Origin of the sequence: Sphaerisporangium sp. TRM90804 (genome assembly GCF_029846175.1) — a bacterium.
Classification (GTDB): domain Bacteria; phylum Actinomycetota; class Actinomycetes; order Streptosporangiales; family Streptosporangiaceae; genus Sphaerisporangium.
On sequence record NZ_JARWAC010000004.1, the window covers coordinates 23,904 to 41,679 of the forward strand.

Here is a 17,776-nt window from a genome sequence, read left to right on the forward strand (position 1 = left end):
GGCCGGTCAGGCTTGGGAGCCGCCGGGGCGGGCGAGCGTGCCGGAGCGGGCGCCGGGCGCGCCGACGGCCGGGGGCCGGCCGGGGATGAAGTGGGTGATCAGGACGCCGAGGGTCGCGACCCCGCAGGTGATCAGGAGCGCCACCTGCAGGCCGCGCAGCGAGGGAAGGCTGAACGCGCCCACCGTGATCGTCATGTGCGCGAGCACGACGCTGATCACGGCGCTAGAGGCGGAGGTGCCGATCGAGCGCATGAGGGCGTTGAGGCCGTTGGCCGCCGCCGTCTCCGACGCGGGCACCGCCGTCATGATCAGCGCGGGCATCGCGGCGTACGCGAGCCCGACGCCCGCGGCGATCACCGACGAGCCGATCACGACCTGGATCGCGGAGCTCATCAGGCCCAGCGTGGCCGCGTACCCGGCGGCGATCACCACCGTGCCCAGCATGAGCGACACCTTCGGCCCCCACCGGCGCGTGATGCGCGCCGACAGCGGGGAGAGCAGCATCATGAACAGCCCGCCCGGCGCCAGGCACAGGCCCGCCTCGAACAGCGACAGCCCGAGCCCGTAGCCGCTGGCCGTGGGCGCCTGCAGCAGCTGGGGCAGCACCAGCGACATGCCGAACATGCCGAAGCCGACGACCACCGACGCCAGGTTGGTCAGCAGCACCTGCCGCCGCACCGTGGTGCGCAGGTCGACCAGCGGGTCCCTGACCCGCAGCTCCATGTAGCCCCACAGCAGCAGGATCACCACGGCGCCGGTGAACAGCCCGAGCGTCAGACCGCTCCCCCAGCCCCAGTCGCCGCCCTTGGTGATCGCCAGGAGCAGGCACGTCAGGCCGGCGGTGAGGCCCAGCGCGCCGGGCACGTCGAACCGGCCGGACGTCAGGGGCGGCGCCTTGGGCACCACGGCCGCCACCAGGAGCAGGTTGACCGTGCCGAGGACCGCGGCCATCCAGAACAACGCGTGCCAGTCGGCCCGCTGGGCGACGTAGGCGGCGAGCGGCAGCCCGATCGCGCCCCCGACGCCGAGCGTGGCGCTCATCAGCGCCATCGCCGAGCCGAGCCTTTCGGGCGGCAGCTCGTCGCGCATGATGCTGATGCCGAGCGGGATCACGCCGATGGCGCACCCCTGGAGCACGCGGCCGGCCACCACCGGCACGAGGCCGTCCGAGAGCGCGCAGAGCACCGACCCGGCCACCATGACCGCGAGGCTCCACAGCAGCACGCGGCGCTTGCCGTACAGGTCGCCGAGCCGCCCGCTGACGGGGTTGCACACGGCGGCGGCGAGCAGCGTCGCGGTGATCACCCACGAGGCGTCCGAGGCCGAGGCGTTCAGCAGGCGGGGCAGCTCGGGCACCAGCGGCACCACGAGGGTCAGCATCAGCGACACGACGATGCCGCACAGGGCCAGCACCGCGACCACCAGGCCCGAACCGCCCGGACGTGCGCCGACAGGGGTAGGTGGCGTCACTCGGCCCTCCCGCCCCTCGATCGCGTGACCTAGGCACCATACAGAGCCGTCGCCGCCCGGCCGCGAGCCGGGGTGGGGATCCCCGGCGCCGGCCGCGACGGGCGGGGGTCGTCCGGCCGGTCACTGGCGCGACCGTCCCGCACACGTTTTAATGAACGCCGACCACTGGAGGAGCCGGATGACCACGGGCAACGCCGGCGCGGTGAGCATCAAGCAGGTCGCCGCGCAGGCCGGGGTGTCGCCGGGCACGGTGTCCAACGTGCTCAACCGGCCGTACAAGGTGGCCGCGGGCACCCGTTCGCGCGTCGAGGAGGTCATCGCGGAGCTGGGCTTCGTCCGGCACGGCTCGGCGTCCACGCTGCGGGCGGGGCACAGCCGCACGATCGGGCTCTCGGTGATCGACATCGGCAACCCCTTCTTCACCGACGTCGCCGCCGGCGTGGAGGACATGGCGAGCACGCTGGGCTACGCCGTGATCCTCGGCAACTCCTCGGGAGACCGCCGCAAGGAGGAGCGCAACCTGCGCGTCTTCGCCGAGCAGCGGGTGCGCGGGCTCCTGATCACCCCCTCCGACGAGGACCCCGGCCGCCTCGACGCCCTGCGCGCCCGAGGCATCAGCGTCGTGCTCGTCGACCACCCGGCCCACCGGCCCGACCAGTGCTCGGTGGCCGTCAACGACCTCGCGGGCGGGCGCCTGGCGGCCGGGCATCTGCTCGACGGCGGCGCCGCGCGGCTGGCGTACGTCACCGGGCCGCTGACGATCAGGCAGTGCCTCGACCGCAGGCGAGGCGCCGAGCAGGCGCTCGCCGCGGCCGGGCTCGACCCCGCGCGGGCGCTGGAGGTCGTCGAGATGCCGGCGATGAACGCCAAGGCGGGCCAGCTCGCGGCCGAGCTGCTGCTCTCGGGCGGCGGCCCGCCCGCGGCCGTCTTCTGCGCCAACGACCTGCTGGCGCTCGGCCTGCTGCGCGGCCTGCTCCAGGCGGGGGTGCGGGTGCCAGGCGACGTCGCCCTCATCGGGTACGACGACATCGACTTCGCCGCCGCCTCGGCGGTGTCGCTCAGCTCCGTGCGGCAGCCGACCTACAAGCTCGGGCGGATCGCCACCGAGCTGCTGCTCGACGAGTGCGACAACCCCGAGACCCATGCCCACCAGCAGGTCATGTTCCAGCCCGAGCTCATCGTGCGCGAGTCGACCCGGCCCTGAGCCCGCTGCCGGCCGGGCCGCCGCAGGTCAGGCGGCCGTGCCGGAGGAGGCGTTCCTGGCGGCGCGGGCCTGCTCGACCTTGGCGCTCGCGGCGTACTTGTCGACGTACTCCTGGCCCGACAGCTCCATCAGCGCGTACATGATCTCGTCGGTGACGGCGCGCAGCACCAGCCGGTCCTCCTCCATGCCGTAGTAGCGGGAGAAGTCGAGCGGCTTGCCGTACTTCACGCCGGGGCGGATGCCGAACTTGGGCACCGGGTGACCGGGCGGCATCATCTCGAAGGTGTTGACCATCGCCCAGGGGATCACCGGCACCCGCGACTCCAGCGCCAGCCGGGCCACGCCGGTCTTGCCCTTGTACAGGCGGCCGTCGGGCGAGCGCGTGCCCTCGGGGTAGATGCCGAGCACGTGGCCCTCGCGCAGGACGCGCAGGCCGGTGCGCAGCGCCGCCTCGCTGGCCTTGCCGCCGGACCGGTCGATCGGCACAGTGCCGACGCCGGTGAAGAACGCGCGGCTCAGCAGCCCCTTCAGGCCCTTGCCGGTGAAGTACTCGGCCTTGCCGAGCGAGATGACCTTGCGGGGCAGCGGCAGCGCGCCGAAGAAATGGTCGGCGAACGACAGGTGGTTGCCCGCCAGGATGACCGGGCCCTCCTTGGGCACGTGCTGCGCGCCCTCGGTCCAGGGTCGGAACACCAGATGGAGGAACGGCGCCAAGATGGCCTTCACCACCCAGTAGAACACTCCGGCACCCCATCTCCACTCGACTCATGTTCACCGCCCCGTAACGGGCGTGGCGTCATCTTCGCATGCCCGGCGCGTCGCACCTACACCTCAGCGGTGACAGGAGGGCGACACCGGGCGCGGGCATCTCGCCGGAGAGGCCCCGAACGTGCGACGATCGGGACGAGCCGTACCAGGAGAGGAACCGCCATGCCGCTCATGCCCGGCTCGGAGCCCTACCAGCACGAAGGGGGTCCGATCGGTGTCCTGCTCTGCCACGGTTTCACCGGCTCGCCGCAGTCGCTTCGCCCCTGGGGCGAGCACCTGGCCGCCGCGGGCCTGACCGTGTCGCTGCCCCGGCTGCCCGGCCACGGCACCACCTGGCAGGAGATGAACCGCACCCGCTGGGAGGACTGGTACGCCGAGCTGGAGCGGGCGTTCGAGGGCCTCCGGAGCCGGTGTCAGGAGGTGTTCGTCATGGGGCTGTCGCTCGGGGGTTGCATGGCCCTGCGGCTGGCCGAGGTGCACGGCACGTCGGTGCGCGGCGCGGTGGTGGTGAACCCCTCGATCGTCAACGACGTGCCGATCCTCAAGCTGGCGCCGGTGCTGAAGTTTCTGATCGCCTCGGTGCCCGGGGTGGCGAACGACATCAAGCGCGAGGGCGTCACCGAGCTCGGCTACACGCGCACCCCGGTCAGGGCGGCGGCGACGCTGCCCAAGCTGTGGTCGCTCGTGCAGTCGGAACTTCATCTGATCACACAGCCGGTGCTGGTGTACCACAGTGCCGAGGACCACGTCGTGAAGCCGGCGAGCGTCGAGCTGATGAGAAGATCACTCGGCGACAACCTGACGGTCCGCGAGTGCCTCGACAGCTACCACGTCGCGACGCTCGACAACGATGCGCCCGCCATCTTCGAGGGGAGCCTCGACTTCATCCGGACCCACGCCTCGGTACCCTTGCAAAGAGACTGATCCGTCGTCAGCGGCGGGCCCGCCGGGGGGCCACCGCGGAGCGCGACGCGCACTCGCCCCGGCGAAGGAGCCCGCGACCACCGCCCAGCAGCACCGTCGAGCCAGCGACCGTGATCATGAGTATTGGAACGAATCGAAGTGACCGGTGACGCCACAGAGCGATGAGGACGAGGTCTGGCGTCAGATCGTCGCCTCGTTCAACCAGACCGCCGAACCGACCTCGGCCGTTCAGCCGTGGCCGGAGCGCGAGAACGTCCCCGCCGAAGACCCCCCGCAGCCGGTGAAGGCGGAGGCGGAGGCGCCGGCGCGCCTGCACGAGGAGGACCCCGACACCGAGGAGCGCGAGGCGCCCGTCGCGGAGGAGGACGACCACTACGTCCCGCCGCCTCCCCCGCCGCTCCCCAAGATGGACTCCGGCACCCGCGTCGCCTGGCTGGCGCTGTTCGGCGGGCCGGCGTACCTGCTGCTGGCGGCCCTGCTCTCGTGGCCGATGGACGGCTGGATCGTGTTCGCCGCCATCGCGGCGTTCATCGGCGGCTTCGTCGCGCTCATCGTGCGCATGGGCGACGGCCCGCCGCCCGGCTCCGGGTGGGACGACGGCGCGGTCATCTGACGCCGGGCGTCATCGCTCCGGCGGGGTGCCCTCCGGGCGCGGGGCCGCCGCGCCGTCGGCGTCCTCGGGCTGGAAGCGCTCGACGATGTCGGTGTAGCGGTCGCGCTCGTCCACCGCGTGCCCCACCGCGAGGGTCAGGTCGCCGACGTGCGTGACGGCCTGCAGGCGCACGGCGCGCGGCCTGGCGGCCGCCTGGCCGCGCACCACCCGCCACCCCGAGCCGCCGCCGCGCAGCAGGAACGCCTGGCCGGGGTGCCCGGGGTCGAAGCCCGAGATCCAGTAGTGGCCCTCGCCGTCCCCGGTGACCCCGTACAGCTCGGCGTGGCGCTGGGGCATCGAGGCCCGGCTCCACCGCTTGCCGTTCCACTCCAGCACCAGCGGCGCGATCTTGCCCTGCCCGTGGTAGACGCCGCCGACGGCCACCGCCCTCTTGGCCCCGTCGGCGTAGACGTCACGCAGGAAACCGCCGGGGATGGACGGCACCGGGACGTCCTTCCACTCGCCGTCGGACAGGCGCACGACCACCGGCCCGTCCTCGGAGTCGCCGACGGCCCAGCCCTCGTCCTTGCGCGTCAGCGTGACGCCGTAGAGCGTGCCGGTGAAGTCGCCCTCCCAGACCGTCCAGCCCTTGGCGGTGGCGGTGGCGATCATGGCCCTGGGGTCGGCGCCGCCCACGGGGTCGGCGCGGTTGCGGTTGCGGTTGCTGCTGCCGACGGCGACCATGCGGCCGGGGATGGCGTCGACGGCGCCCAGCCAGTCGCCGGTGCCGAACTGCGGGACGCTGACGCGGTCGAACACCGAGCCGTCGCCGCGCACGACGTACGGCAGGCCGTCGTGGCCGTCGCCGACCGCCCAGATCTCCCTGGCGGAGGCCGCCGCCACCGAGCGCAGGTGCCCGGCGCCGGAGGCGTCGTTGCGGATGCCGAGCTCCGTCCAGGTGGAGCCGTCCCAGTGGGCGATCACGCTGCGGTTCTGCCAGGCCTCCCAGACGTCCTCCTGGCCGACGGCCCAGACGTCGGACGCCGACAGCCCCACGACGTCCGACAGCGAGCCGTCGGGCTGCAGCCGGGCGGTCGCCGACTCCTGCAGCAGCCGCACGTGGCCGCGGTCGGCGGCGTGCGGCCGCGCGGGGTCGGCGTGGGCGTGCGCGGAAGGCGTGGCGCGCGCGGGCAGACCGGCCGACATACCGATCAGCAGCACGCACATCGCCGACGCACGCCGCGAGAGGCGGCGGGACATGACCAAATCGTACGTGGCGCGCGATCGCCGCCGCGGGAGGTCCCCGCAGTGTTGTCCGAACGGTCACCTGGACGCCGCCTCCGGGCGCGGGCGGGCCGGTCGGGCCGGGCGCCCGCCCCCCGCCGCCGGGCGGGCCCGGCCGGGCGCCCGGACACCGCACGGCGGGCCGCCGGTCAGCCCGCCAGGAGCTCGGCGACCACCGGCAGGTGGTCGGTGGCGGCGGCGAGGTCGGCCGCGGGGGCGTCCACTCCGCCGCACGACCGCACCGACACCCCGCCAGCGGTGAAGATCACGTCCAGGCGCATGCCCGGCCGCCCGGAGGGGAACGTGAGACCGTCACCCCGGGGCGCCAGCGGGTAGCAGTCGGCCAGGCGCCGGGCGAGGTAGCGCCAGACGGCCCCGCCGGGCTGCTCGTTGACGTCGCCGGCGATCACGAGCGGGGCGCCGAACCGCGCGGCGACCGGCTCGGCCAGCGACATGATCTCGGCCACATGGCAGACCCGCGCGCCCTGGACCAGGTCGAGGTGGATCGAGACGGCGGTGATCCTGGCGTCCCCGCGCTCCACCACCGCCATCGCCACCCCGCGCCGCTCCATGCCCGCGAACGGCCGCAGCAGGTGGCTCTCGGCGTGCACCACCCGCGTGCCCGGGGCCGCCAGCACGGCCACCCCGCCCCACCGCCTTCCGGTCACCAGGCGCAGCCCCGCCGCGCGGGCCAGGCGGGCGCGCCTGGCCCGCCAGGCGAGCAGGCGCGGGGCCTCCTGGACGCACAGCACGTCAGGCGCCATGGCCCTGATCACCCGGGCCAGGGCGGCGTTGTCGTCGTACATCGAGCGCACGTTGTAGGTGCCGACGCGGATCGGCGTCACGGCGGGCTCGCCGGGCTCGCCGGGCCGTGCCGGGTCAGGGGTGGCGGGCGAGGTCGGCCGCCCCCACCAGGCCGGCGGACGGCCCGAGCTCGGCGGGGCGGATGGCGGCGTGCGGGCGGTGCTCGCGGCCGGTCAGGGCGCGCAGGTAGGCCGCCCGGGCGCTGTCGATCCACATGTCGGCGGCGCGCGAGACGCCGCCGCCGAGGATGAAGCAGCCCGGGTCGAGCACCGCGGCCATGTCGGCCATGCCGCGCCCGAGCCACTCGGCCATGCTGGCGAAGGCCTTGCGCGCGGCGGGGTCGCCCTCCCTGGCCGCGTCGGTGACGTGCTTGCCCTCGATGTCGGAGACCGAGCCGCCGGCCAGGGCCAGCATGCGGGCGGCCTCCTCGGGGTCGGCCGCGGCCGTCACCCGCGCCTCGTGCACCAGGGCGTTGCCGCTGGCGTACTGCTCCCAGCACCCGAGGTTGCCGCAACCGCACAGGCGCCCCGCCGGGACGACCTGCATGTGGCCGAGCTCGGCGCCCATGCCCCACCGGCCGCGGTACAGCGACCCGCCGAGCACGATGCCGCCGCCGATGCCGGTGCCGACGGTCACGCAGACCACGTGGCTCTCGCCGCGCCCGGCGCCGAAGCGGAACTCGCCCCAGGCCATGGCGTTGGCGTCGTTCTCGACGACCACCGGCAGGTTGACCCGCTCGGCGACCTTCTTCTGCAGCGGCTCCTCGCGCCAGGCGAGGTTCGGGGCGAACCGGACGATCGACCGGGTCTCGTCGACGAAACCCGCGGCGCCCACGCCGACGGCCTCGACGTCGTGCCGCCCGGCCAGTTCGAGCACCGCCGACGAGATCGTCTCGGCCACCTGGTCGGGGTCGTCGGCGGGGGTGGGCCGCAGGAGGTTCTCCACGATGTGGCCGTCCTCGTCCACGACCCCGGCGGCGATCTTCGTGCCACCGACGTCAACGCCGATCGTCAGCGCCATGTCTCATCCCTTCCCCCGAACCGCCGCCCGGCTCTCAGCCGAGGTCGATGTGCTGGACTCGGGTGTCCGTGTCGCCGGAGGACCGCGGCGGAGCGGGCCGCGAGACGGCCTCCACCGCCTGGCGGAACGCGGCGAGCAGCTCGCCTCCGGCCGCGAGCAGGTGGTCGGAGACGTCTCCGCCGCCGTCGCGGCGGGCGGCCTTCAGCCTGCAGACGGGGCAGGCGCGGCAGATGTACTCGTCGTCGTGGCGCACGGCCTCGCCCCAGACGTCGCCGCGGGCGCGGCCGCCGAGCACCTGCCCGACCCCGTGGCCGAGGCCGGCCACGCCACCCTTGACGACTCCCTTGCCGATCTCGCGGCCGACGCGCTGCTGCACCGAGTCGAAGAGCCTGCGCGCCTCGTCGACGGCGGAGCCCAGCGGGTCGGCGGCCGGCTCGCCGGACGCCTCGGCCTGCCGCTCGCGGTCGCGCTGGCGGAACCACTGCTCGCGGTCGACGGGCGGCGCCGCGGCGCGGGCGGCGCGGCCCTCGCTCCCGGCGGCCGGCTCGCCGCCGGACGCCTCAGGCTTGGCACCGCCCGCCTCGGGCTTGCCGCCGGACGTCTCGGGCTCGGTGCCGGACGCCTCGCGCAGCACCTGCTGCCAGACGTCCTCCCCCGGGCGGCCCGTCGCGCGGGCGCGGCGTTCCCGGCCGCGGGCGCCGGGCTGTTCGTTCTGGGTCTCATCCATATCGGTCATAGGGCCCCTCCTGCCTCGAACCGTACCCGCAGGCGGCCGTCGCGGAGCGCCGCGTCGCGGACCGATGCGCGGGCGAGGGCGGCGGGCAGCGCCAGCACCCGCCGGTAGGAGCCGGCCGTGATGATCAACTCGTCGCCCTTGCGCGCCAGGTCGACGTCCTCCTTGCCGGCCAGGGGCAGGGCGAGCACCAGCTCGTGGACCTCGCCGGCGGAGGTGATCGTGAGCGGGGGCTCGCCCCCGGGAGGCGCGAAGGGGTCGGCAGTGCCGTACAGCTCCTCGGCGAGGGACGCCAGGGCGTCGGGCCCGAGCGGCTCGGCCGGCAGGTAGGGGACGGTGTGGATGGGCAGCGGGGCGAAGGACTCGCGGACGTTCGCGAGGTGCTTGGCCTGGGCCTCGACCCAGCCGCGCCGCCACTCGTCCATGCCCTCGGCCGGGAACACGCGGTTGGCGACGACGGCGTCCAGGCGGTAGCCGTACAGGCTCAGGGAGGTGAAGGTGCGCCGGGCCTCGGCCACCACGACGGCCTCGGGGGTGAGCACGAGCCGCACCGAGGCGTTCGGGCCGGTGAGCAGCTCGTGCACGCCCATGAGGCCCGCGTGCAGCCGCTCGCCGGCGTTGACGACGTCCTCCTCGGGCACCGTGACCCGCGCCACCTGACGGATGAGCGGCGACAGCACGCGCAGCAGCCTGCGCCCGGCCGGGAGCAGGCGGCTGACGTGCCAGTCGAGGGCCTCGGGCAGGGCCAGCAGGCGCAGGGTCTCGGCGGTGGGGGCGCAGTCGACCACGACGACGTCCCATTGGCCGGTGCGCACCTGCTCGCGCAGCTCCAGGAGGGCGATGACCTCCTCGGCGCCGGGCAGCACGGTGAGCTCCTCGGAGGTGACCGCGTCGAGGCCCAGCTCGGCGAGCACGCCCTTGGCGTACCGCTGCAGCTCGCCCCAGTGGCGTTCGAGCGCCCGCTGGGTGTCGACCTGCTGGAGGTGGAGGCCGGGGGCCGCCTCGGACGGCTCGGGCGTGCCGGGCACGCCGAGGGCGTCGGCCAGGGAGTGCGCGGTGTCGGTGGAGACCACGAGCGTCTTCAGGCCCCGGCGGGCGGCGAGCGTGGCGGTGGCCGCGGCGACCGTCGTCTTGCCCACCCCGCCCTTGCCGGTGAAGAGCAGGATGCGCGGGCTCTGCGGGATCATCGGCCCTCGACGCGCTTCTTGAGACCCTTGAGCGCGGTGTCGACGATGACCTTCTCGGCCTTGCGCTTGATCATGCCGATCATGGGGACCTTGAGGTCGACCGCGAGGTCGTAGGTAACCTCGGTGCCGGCGCCCCGGGGCGCGAGGCGGTAGCTGCCGGTCAGCGCGGAGACCATCTTGCCCGGCTCGGCGATCTGCCAGTCGACGGCCTCGTCGCCCCGCCAGCTGTACGCCAGCGTGTACTCGTCGCTGATCACGCCGGCGTCCAGGACGAAGCGGACGGTCTCCGGGCGGCCGTCGTCGCCCACGGACAGGACCCGCGCCGACTTCACCTGGCCGGCCCATCCGGGGTAGGACGGGAAGTCGGCGATGACCGCCGTGATGGTCGCGGGATCGGCGGCGATCGTGATGCTGGACGTGGTGCGATCAGCCATGGGCTTACCGTACTCGTTCACCGCCCCCGCGCGAACGCCGGAGGGTTGATCATGGCGTGGCGCGGGTTCCCGTGCCCGCCGCACTCACAGGTCGAGGGCGAAGGGGACGCCGCGCCCCCGGAAGTGGCCCACGTTGACGCACTCGGTGCGCCCGATGCGGGTGCGGGCGGCGAGCGGCTGGTGGACGTGGCCGAACAGCGCGTACCGGGGCTGGGTCTCGCGGATGGCCGCCAGCGTGGCCTCGCTCCCCCGCTCGAACCGCCGGGCCACCACGTCGTACAGCAGCCCGGGCACGGCGGGCGGTATGTGGCAGCACAGCACGTCGACGGCGCCGACGGCCTCGACCTTGCGCGCGAACTCCTCGTCGTCCACCTCGTTGGGCGTGCGGTAGCGCGTGCGCAGGCCGCCGCCGACGAAGCCGAAGGTCAGGCCGCCGATCTCGGCGGTCTGACCGTCCAGGACGTGGTGGCCCTCCCGCACGTAGTCGCCCCACAGGGCGGGCAGGTCGACGTTGCCGTAGGTGAGGTAGGCCGGTGTGGGCATGGCCGCGAACAGCTGTTCGTACTGCTCGCGCACGCGGTCCTCGATGTGCTGGCGCGGCTCGCCGCCGAGGGTGGCCCACAGGGCGGCCGACATCTCGCGCGCCTCGTCCAGGCGGCCGGCGGTGCGCAGCCCGATGAACCGCGAAGCCCGCTCGGCGCCGAACAGCTCGGCGAAGATGCCCTGCGAGTGATCGTCGTAGTCGACGAACAGCAGCAGGTCGCCGAGGCAGACCAGCACGTCGGCGCCCTCTCCGGCCCGGGCGAGGGCGTCCGCGCGCCCGTGGACGTCGCTGACCACATGGACTCGCATGGCCGATATCGTACCGGCGGCGTACCGACCGGCCGCTTGGCCGGGACGCCGGCGACACGCCCGGCGGCGCCCTCGGGCGCCCCGCCGCACCGAGGAGCGCTGCTAGCGTGGATTCCCCCTGATAAAGGGTGGGTGACGAATCTACCCATGCGTAACCTGACGCGGTAACGTCCATGCAACCTTGAGTCAGAACAGCTTCACACCGTTGCGCCCCGAGGAGTGACCGTGCGCGAGTACAGCGTTCCCGTGCTGGTGGACGTCCCCCTGTCCGTCAACCTGTCGGACATCGTGTTCGAACGTGGCGATGCGGACCCCGGCGCCGTCGTCATCGGACGCAAGGCCGGCGAGGGCTGGGAGCCGGTCACCGCGGCGGAGTTCCGCGACCAGGTCGCGGGCGTGGCCAAGGGCCTGATCGCCTCCGGGGTCGAGCCCGGCGACCGGGTCGCGCTCATGTCACGCACCCGCTACGAGTGGACGGTCGCCGACTACGCCATCTGGGCGGCCGGCGGCGTCGGCGTGCCGATCTACGAGACGTCCTCCGCCGACCAGGTCGCCTGGATCCTGTCCGACAGCGCGGTCAAGCTGGTGATCGTCGAGACCGGCACGCACGAGGAGACGGTCGCGCAGGCGCGCGCCGACAGCCCCGGCGACGCCGCGATCCTGAGCATCGACGGCGGCGCGATGGCCGAGCTGGCCGCCAGGGGCGCGCAGGTGTCCGACGAGACGCTCGCCGAGCGGCGCCGGTCCCGCAGCGGCCACGACGTCGCCACGATCGTGTACACCTCGGGCACCACCGGGCGTCCCAAGGGCTGCGTCATCTCGCACGACAACCTGCTGTTCACGGCGCGCAACATCATCAAGGGCCCGCTGCAGCAGATGTTCGACACCGAGGGCCGGGCCGCGCTGCTGTTCCTGCCGCTGGCCCACAGCTTCGCGCGCATCATCCAGGTCGTGCTCATCGAGAGCGCCACGGTCATCGCGCACACGCCCAGCATGAAGAACGTCGCTCCGGACCTGCAGTCCTTCAAGCCGACGTTCCTGGTCGGCGTGCCGCGCGTGTTCGAGAAGGTCTACAACGCCGCCGAGCAGAAGGCCATCGCCGCGGGCGGGCTCAAGACCAGGATCTTCCGCGGCGCCGTCGCCGCCGCGATCGACTTCAGCCGCGCCGAGAGCAGCGGCGGGGCCGGGGTGGCGCAGCGCGTGCGCCACGCGGCGTTCGACAAGCTCGTGTACGCCAAGCTGCGCGCGGCCACCGGCGGGCGGCTGCGGTGGGCGGTGTCCGGCGGCTCGGCCCTGGGCGAGCGCCTCGGCGACTTCTTCCGCGGCGCGGGCATCGAGATCCTGGAGGGCTGGGGCCTCACCGAGACCTCCGCGCCCTCGTCGGTCAACATCCCGGGCGCCAACAAGATCGGCACCGTGGGCAAGCCGTTCCCCGGCGTGACGATCGGCGTCGCCGACGACGGCGAGGTGCTCGTCAAGGGCCGCCACGTCTTCGGCGGGTACTGGAACAACGACGAGGCGACCGCCGAGGTCATCGACTCCGACGGCTGGTTCCGCACCGGCGACGTCGGCGAGCTGGACGCCGACGGCTACCTGCGCATCACCGGCAGGAAGAAGGAGATCATCGTCACGGCCGCGGGCAAGAACGTCGCGCCCGCGCCGCTGGAGGACCGCATCCGCGCCCACCCCCTGGTCAGCCAGGCTCTGGTGGTCGGCGACGACCGTCCGTTCGTCGCGGCCCTGGTCACGCTGGACCCCGAGGCCCTGGAGCAGTGGAAGGGCGCCAACGGCAAGGAGGGCGCCACGCTCGCCGAGCTGTGCTCCGAGCCCGCGATCGTCGCCGCCGTGCAGAGCGCCGTCGACGACGCCAACACCCAGGTCTCCCGGGCCGAGCAGGTGCGCAAGTTCACCATCCTGGACACCGACTTCACCGAGGAGTCGGGCTACCTGACCCCCTCGATGAAGATCAAGCGCAACCTGGTGACCCGCGACCACGCCAAGGACATCGAGGCGCTCTACAGCTGACCGCCCGCCGCCCGCACGCCCGGCCGCACGGCCGCGCCGCCGCGCGTCCGGACCACCACGACGTGGCCTGGCCGCGCGGCGCTGTTTTTATACGATGTCGTGGCCAGGCGTTGGCAAAGGACCCGTAGAGGTGGACATGGTGGAGAGCGTCAGCACGGCCAAGCGCGGCAGGCCCGGGCGCGCAGGCGCCGGCGGCCCGGAGGTCGACCTGCGCCAGCTGCTGGCCGGCCTCACGGCCGTCCGCGACGGGGACTTCGGCACGCGGCTGCCCGAGGACGGCGACGGGCTCTACAAGGAGATCGCCACCGTGTTCAACGGCATGGTGGACCAGCTCTCCCTGTTCACCTCGGAGGTGACCCGCGTGGCCCGCGAGGTCGGCACCGAGGGCCAGCTCGGCGGCCAGGCCGAGGTGCCGGGGGTCTCCGGCACCTGGAAGGACCTCACCGACTCGGTGAACGCCATGGCGGGCAACCTCACCGACCAGGTGCGGTCGATCGCCCAGGTGACCACCGCCGTCGCCAAGGGCGACCTGTCGCAGAAGATCACCGTCTCGGCGCGCGGCGAGATCCTGGAGCTGAAGAACACCATCAACACCATGGTCGACCAGCTCTCCTCCTTCGCCGACGAGGTCACCCGCGTGGCCCGCGAGGTCGGCACCGACGGGCGCCTCGGCGGGCAGGCGCAGGTCACCGAGGTGGCGGGCACCTGGCGCGACCTCACCGACTCGGTGAACTCGATGGCGGGCAACCTGACCGACCAGGTGCGTAACATCTCCCAGGTCGCGACGGCGGTGGCCCGGGGCGACCTGTCGCAGAAGATCACCGTCTCGGCGCGCGGCGAGATCCTGGAGCTGAAGAACACCCTGAACACCATGGTCGACCAGCTGTCGTCCTTCGCCGACGAGGTCACCCGCGTGGCCCGCGAGGTCGGCACCGAGGGGCGGCTGGGCGGCCAGGCCGACGTCAAGGGCGTGTCGGGCACCTGGAAGGCGCTCACCGAGTCGGTGAACGTCATGGCCGACAACCTCACCGCCCAGGTGCGCAGCATCGCCGAGGTCACCACGGCGGTCGCCAAGGGCGACCTGTCGCAGAAGATCCGGGTGGACGCCCGGGGCGAGATCCTGGAGCTGAAGGAGACCATCAACACGATGGTCGACCAGCTCTCCGCGTTCGCCGACGAGGTCACCCGCGTGGCCCGCGAGGTCGGCACCGAGGGCAACCTGGGCGGCCAGGCGACGGTCCGCGGCGTGTCGGGCACCTGGAAGGACCTCACCGACAACGTCAACGTCATGGCGTTCAACCTCACCAACCAGGTGAGGTCGATCGCCCAGGTGGCGACGGCCGTCGCCAAGGGCGACCTGTCGCAGAAGATCACGGTCGAGGCGAAGGGCGAGGTCGCCGCGCTGGCGCAGACCATCAACACCATGGTCGACACGCTGAGCGCCTTCGCCGACGAGGTCACCCGCGTGGCCCGCGAGGTCGGCACCGAGGGCCAGCTCGGCGGGCAGGCGCGCGTGCCCAACGTCGCCGGCACCTGGAAGGACCTCACCGACAACGTCAACTCCATGGCCAACAACCTGACCAGCCAGGTGCGCAACATCGCCCAGGTGACCACCGCGGTCGCCCAGGGCGACCTGACCAAGAAGATCGACGTCGACGCGCGGGGCGAGATCCTGGCGCTGAAGACGACGATCAACACGATGGTCGACCAGCTCTCCTCGTTCGCCGCGGAGGTCACCCGCGTGGCCCGCGAGGTCGGCAGCGAGGGCCGGCTGGGCGGCCAGGCCGAGGTCGAGGGCGTCTCGGGCACCTGGAAGCGGCTGACCGAGAACGTCAACGAGCTGGCGGGCAACCTCACCCGCCAGGTGCGCGCGATCGCCGAGGTCACCAGCGCCGTGACCTCCGGCGACCTCACCCGCTCGATCACCGTGGACGCCTCGGGCGAGGTGGCCGAGCTCAAGGACAACATCAACTCCATGGTGAAGTCGCTGCGCGAGACCACCAGGGCCAACCAGGAGCAGGACTGGCTGAAGACCAACCTGGCGCGCATCTCCGGCCTCATGCAGGGCCACCGCGACCTCGCCGTGGTCGCCGAGCTGGTGATGAACGAGCTGGCGCCGCTGGTGGCGGCCCAGCACGGCACGTTCCTGCTGGCCGAGGACACCGCGAGCGGCACCGAGCTGGGCGTGGTCGGCAGCTACGGCCACCAGGACGTCTCCCGCCGGTACGCCCTGGGCGACTCGCTGGTCGGCCAGGCGGCGCTGGCCCGGCGCACCATCCTGGTCAAGGACCTGCCGCCCGGCTACCTGACGATCTCCTCCAGCCTCGGCCAGGCCGGGCCGGCCAACCTGATCGTCCTGCCCATCGTCGTGGAGGACCAGGTGCTCGGCGTCATCGAGCTGGCCAGCCTGACCCGGTTCACCCAGGCGCACCGCGACTTCCTCGAACAGCTCGTGGAGACCATCGGCGTCAACGTCAACACCATCGTCGCCAACGCCCGCACCGACGCCCTGCTCACCGAGTCCCAGCGCCTGGCGATCGAGCTGCGGGTCGGGCAGGAGGAACTCCAGCGGTCCAACGCCGAGCTGGAGGAGAAGGCCGAGCTGCTGGCCCGGCAGAACCGCGACATCGAGACCAAGAACATCGAGATCGAGCAGGCCCGCCAGGAGCTGGAGGACCGCGCGCAGCAGCTCGCCCTCGCCTCCAAGTACAAGAGCGAGTTCCTCGCCAACATGAGCCACGAGCTGCGCACGCCGCTCAACTCGCTGCTCATCCTGGCCCAGCTCCTCGCGCAGAACCCCGCGCGCAACCTCACCGCCAAGCAGGTGGAGTACGCCAACGTCATCCACTCGGCGGGCACCGACCTGCTCCAGCTCATCAACGACATCCTCGACCTGTCCAAGATCGAGGCCGGCAAGATGGACCTCACCCTGGAGCCGTTCCACATCCGCCAGCTCCTCGACTACGTCGAGGCGACGTTCCGCCCGATGACCACCGAGAAGGGCCTGCGGTTCGACGTCAAGGTCGCGCCCGACGTGCCCACCCAGCTGCTGATGGACGAGCAGCGGCTGCGTCAGGTGCTGCGCAACCTGCTGTCCAACGCCGTGAAGTTCACCGAGACCGGCTCGGTCGGGCTGCACGTCGAGCGGCTGGGCGGCATGAGCCTGCGCGGCGGCCCGTCCGAGGACGTCCTGGCCTTCCACGTGGTCGACACCGGCATCGGCATCGCCGAGGAGAACCTGTCGCAGATCTTCGACGCCTTCCAGCAGGCCGACGGCACCACCAGCCGCAAGTACGGCGGCACCGGCCTCGGGCTCTCGATCAGCCGCGAGATCGCCACCCTGTTCAGCGGCGAGATCCGGGCGGTCAGCGCCCTGGGCGAGGGCAGCACGTTCAGCCTCTACCTGCCGATGTACCACACCTCAGGGGAGCCGGCCGGGCAGATCACGCCCGAGGCGCCCTCCGCCGGCCGGTTGAACGACCTGCCCGGGGAGACCGTCGAGCACCCGCCCGCCGTCGACGACCGCCCCAACGGCTCCGACGGAGAGGACGGGCGGCGCCTGCTGGTGGTGGAGTCCAAGACCAACGGCCTGCTGTCGCTGCTCGCCCAGAGCGTGGTGGCCGACCTCAGCGAGACGCACGGGGTCGTCAGGGTGACCACCGCCAGCGATCCGGCCGCCGCCCTGACCGCGCTCGGCAGGCACCGCTACCACTGCATCGTGCTCGACCTCGGCATGCCGCACGACGCGGCGGCCGAGTTCCTGCGCAAGCTCGACGAGGACGGCACGCTGCGCTCGCTGCCGGTGCTGGCGCACCACAGCCGCAAGCTGACCCGCCCGCAGGAGAACCTGCTCCAGGGCCGCTCGCGCACCCAGCCCCTGGAGCGGCTGCCCAGCCTCGACGAGCTGCGCGAGCGCATCACGCTCCACCTGTCGGCCGAGGGCCCCGGCGACGTGCTCCCCCTGGTGCAGGCGAGCCCCGAGGAGGCGCCGCGCGAGGTCGAGAGGGTCGACAGCGACCTGCTCGGCCGCAAGGTCCTGGTGATCGACGACGACGTCCGCAACGTCTTCGCGCTCACCAACATCCTGGAGCTGCACGGCATGCAGGTGATCTACGCCGAGAACGGCCGCCGGGGCATCGAGATGCTGATGCGCAACGACGACGTCGACCTGGTGCTGATGGACATCATGATGCCCGAGATGGATGGTTACGCCGCCACGGCCGCGATCCGCGAGATGCCCCGATTCGCCAACCTCCCCATCATCGCCGTCACCGCCAAGGCCATGCACGGCGACCGCGAGAAGACCCTCACCGCCGGCGCCAGCGACTACGTCACCAAGCCCGTGGACGCCGAGGAGCTGATCGACCGCATGCAACGCTGGCTGGAGCTCTGACCCCGAGGCCGGGGGGCCACCCGGCCCTCCGGCCGAGGCGGTGCCCGCCGGTGCCACGCCGGCCCGGCCGCACTCCTCCATGACCA

General features: G+C 72.9%; 14 protein-coding genes. 5 read left to right on the forward strand and 9 right to left on the reverse strand.

All coding sequences use genetic code 11. The annotated features are described in order from the left end of the window. Positions 1 to 6 precede the first annotated feature (6 nt). Positions 7 to 1,470 carry an MFS transporter gene (locus tag PYR91_RS03865; RefSeq protein ID WP_279777522.1) on the reverse strand — a complete coding sequence of 488 codons (1,464 nt, stop codon included), beginning with the start codon at positions 1,468 to 1,470 and terminating at the stop codon, positions 7 to 9. A 178-nt stretch (positions 1,471 to 1,648) separates the two neighbouring features. On the opposite strand from PYR91_RS03865, the gene PYR91_RS03870 reads away from it, so the two are divergent. Then, entirely contained in the window at positions 1,649 to 2,674 is a 1,026-nt protein-coding gene (locus PYR91_RS03870; protein WP_279777523.1) for a LacI family DNA-binding transcriptional regulator, read from the forward strand. 27 nt (positions 2,675 to 2,701) lie between these two features. Here PYR91_RS03870 and PYR91_RS03875 read toward each other — a convergent pair whose 3' ends face one another. After that, on the reverse strand, positions 2,702 to 3,415 hold the full coding sequence (locus tag PYR91_RS03875) for a lysophospholipid acyltransferase family protein (protein WP_279777524.1): 714 nt from the start codon (positions 3,413 to 3,415) through the stop codon (positions 2,702 to 2,704). A 189-nt stretch (positions 3,416 to 3,604) separates the two neighbouring features. On the opposite strand from PYR91_RS03875, the gene PYR91_RS03880 reads away from it, so the two are divergent. Continuing rightward, entirely contained in the window at positions 3,605 to 4,366 is a 762-nt protein-coding gene (locus PYR91_RS03880; RefSeq protein ID WP_279777525.1) for an alpha/beta fold hydrolase, read from the forward strand. Positions 4,367 to 4,511: 145 nt separating this feature from the next. Continuing rightward, positions 4,512 to 4,979 (forward strand): hypothetical protein, encoded by a 468-nt coding sequence (locus PYR91_RS03885; protein ID WP_279777526.1) that lies wholly within the window; start codon positions 4,512 to 4,514, stop codon positions 4,977 to 4,979. 9 nt (positions 4,980 to 4,988) lie between these two features. On the opposite strand, the gene PYR91_RS03890 is transcribed toward PYR91_RS03885, so the two are convergent. From PYR91_RS03890 to PYR91_RS03920, 7 genes are all read right to left on the reverse strand, one after another. Beyond that, on the reverse strand, positions 4,989 to 6,218 hold the full coding sequence (locus PYR91_RS03890; protein ID WP_279777527.1) for a hypothetical protein: 1,230 nt from the start codon (positions 6,216 to 6,218) through the stop codon (positions 4,989 to 4,991). Between the two features lie 173 nt (positions 6,219 to 6,391). Further along, a complete protein-coding gene (locus PYR91_RS03895; protein WP_279777528.1) occupies positions 6,392 to 7,087 on the reverse strand; it encodes an endonuclease/exonuclease/phosphatase family protein in 696 nt (231 codons plus the stop codon). Between the two features lie 34 nt (positions 7,088 to 7,121). Beyond that, entirely contained in the window at positions 7,122 to 8,066 is a 945-nt protein-coding gene (locus tag PYR91_RS03900) for an ROK family glucokinase (RefSeq protein ID WP_279777529.1), read from the reverse strand. Positions 8,067 to 8,100: 34 nt separating this feature from the next. Beyond that, positions 8,101 to 8,802: a hypothetical protein gene (locus PYR91_RS03905; protein WP_279777530.1), complete on the reverse strand. Its 702-nt coding sequence runs from the start codon at positions 8,800 to 8,802 to the stop codon at positions 8,101 to 8,103. Continuing rightward, positions 8,799 to 9,986: an ArsA family ATPase gene (locus PYR91_RS03910; RefSeq protein WP_279777531.1), complete on the reverse strand. Its 1,188-nt coding sequence runs from the start codon at positions 9,984 to 9,986 to the stop codon at positions 8,799 to 8,801. Before PYR91_RS03910 ends, PYR91_RS03905 begins: the two co-directional genes overlap by 4 nt. After that, positions 9,983 to 10,420 carry an SRPBCC family protein gene (locus tag PYR91_RS03915; RefSeq protein ID WP_279777532.1) on the reverse strand — a complete coding sequence of 146 codons (438 nt, stop codon included), beginning with the start codon at positions 10,418 to 10,420 and terminating at the stop codon, positions 9,983 to 9,985. The genes PYR91_RS03910 and PYR91_RS03915 overlap by 4 nt, the downstream gene beginning before the upstream one ends. An 84-nt stretch (positions 10,421 to 10,504) precedes the next feature. Continuing rightward, on the reverse strand, positions 10,505 to 11,272 hold the full coding sequence (locus PYR91_RS03920; RefSeq protein WP_279777533.1) for a metallophosphoesterase: 768 nt from the start codon (positions 11,270 to 11,272) through the stop codon (positions 10,505 to 10,507). A 225-nt stretch (positions 11,273 to 11,497) separates the two neighbouring features. Between PYR91_RS03920 and PYR91_RS03925 the strand changes: the two genes are divergently transcribed. Both PYR91_RS03925 and PYR91_RS03930 read left to right on the forward strand, forming a co-directional pair. After that, positions 11,498 to 13,297: a long-chain fatty acid--CoA ligase gene (locus PYR91_RS03925; RefSeq protein ID WP_279777534.1), complete on the forward strand. Its 1,800-nt coding sequence runs from the start codon at positions 11,498 to 11,500 to the stop codon at positions 13,295 to 13,297. Between the two features lie 136 nt (positions 13,298 to 13,433). Then, positions 13,434 to 17,690, forward strand: coding sequence for a HAMP domain-containing protein (locus PYR91_RS03930; protein ID WP_279777535.1), 4,257 nt, complete (start codon positions 13,434 to 13,436; stop codon positions 17,688 to 17,690). Positions 17,691 to 17,776 lie beyond the last annotated feature (86 nt).

Excerpts from the sequence above, each read along its gene's own strand:
- PYR91_RS03920 (WP_279777533.1), bottom strand. The coding sequence starts at position 11,272 with ATGCGAGTCCATGTGGTCAGCGACGTCCACGGGCGCGCGGACGCCCTC.
- PYR91_RS03905 (WP_279777530.1), bottom strand. The coding sequence starts at position 8,802 with ATGACCGATATGGATGAGACCCAGAACGAACAGCCCGGCGCCCGCGGC.
- PYR91_RS03915 (WP_279777532.1), bottom strand. The coding sequence starts at position 10,420 with ATGGCTGATCGCACCACGTCCAGCATCACGATCGCCGCCGATCCCGCG.
- PYR91_RS03890 (WP_279777527.1), bottom strand. The coding sequence starts at position 6,218 with ATGTCCCGCCGCCTCTCGCGGCGTGCGTCGGCGATGTGCGTGCTGCTG.
- PYR91_RS03900 (WP_279777529.1), bottom strand. The coding sequence starts at position 8,066 with ATGGCGCTGACGATCGGCGTTGACGTCGGTGGCACGAAGATCGCCGCC.
- PYR91_RS03930 (WP_279777535.1), top strand. The coding sequence starts at position 13,434 with ATGGTGGAGAGCGTCAGCACGGCCAAGCGCGGCAGGCCCGGGCGCGCA.
- PYR91_RS03880 (WP_279777525.1), top strand. The coding sequence starts at position 3,605 with ATGCCGCTCATGCCCGGCTCGGAGCCCTACCAGCACGAAGGGGGTCCG.
- PYR91_RS03870 (WP_279777523.1), top strand. The coding sequence starts at position 1,649 with ATGACCACGGGCAACGCCGGCGCGGTGAGCATCAAGCAGGTCGCCGCG.
- PYR91_RS03910 (WP_279777531.1), bottom strand. The coding sequence starts at position 9,986 with ATGATCCCGCAGAGCCCGCGCATCCTGCTCTTCACCGGCAAGGGCGGG.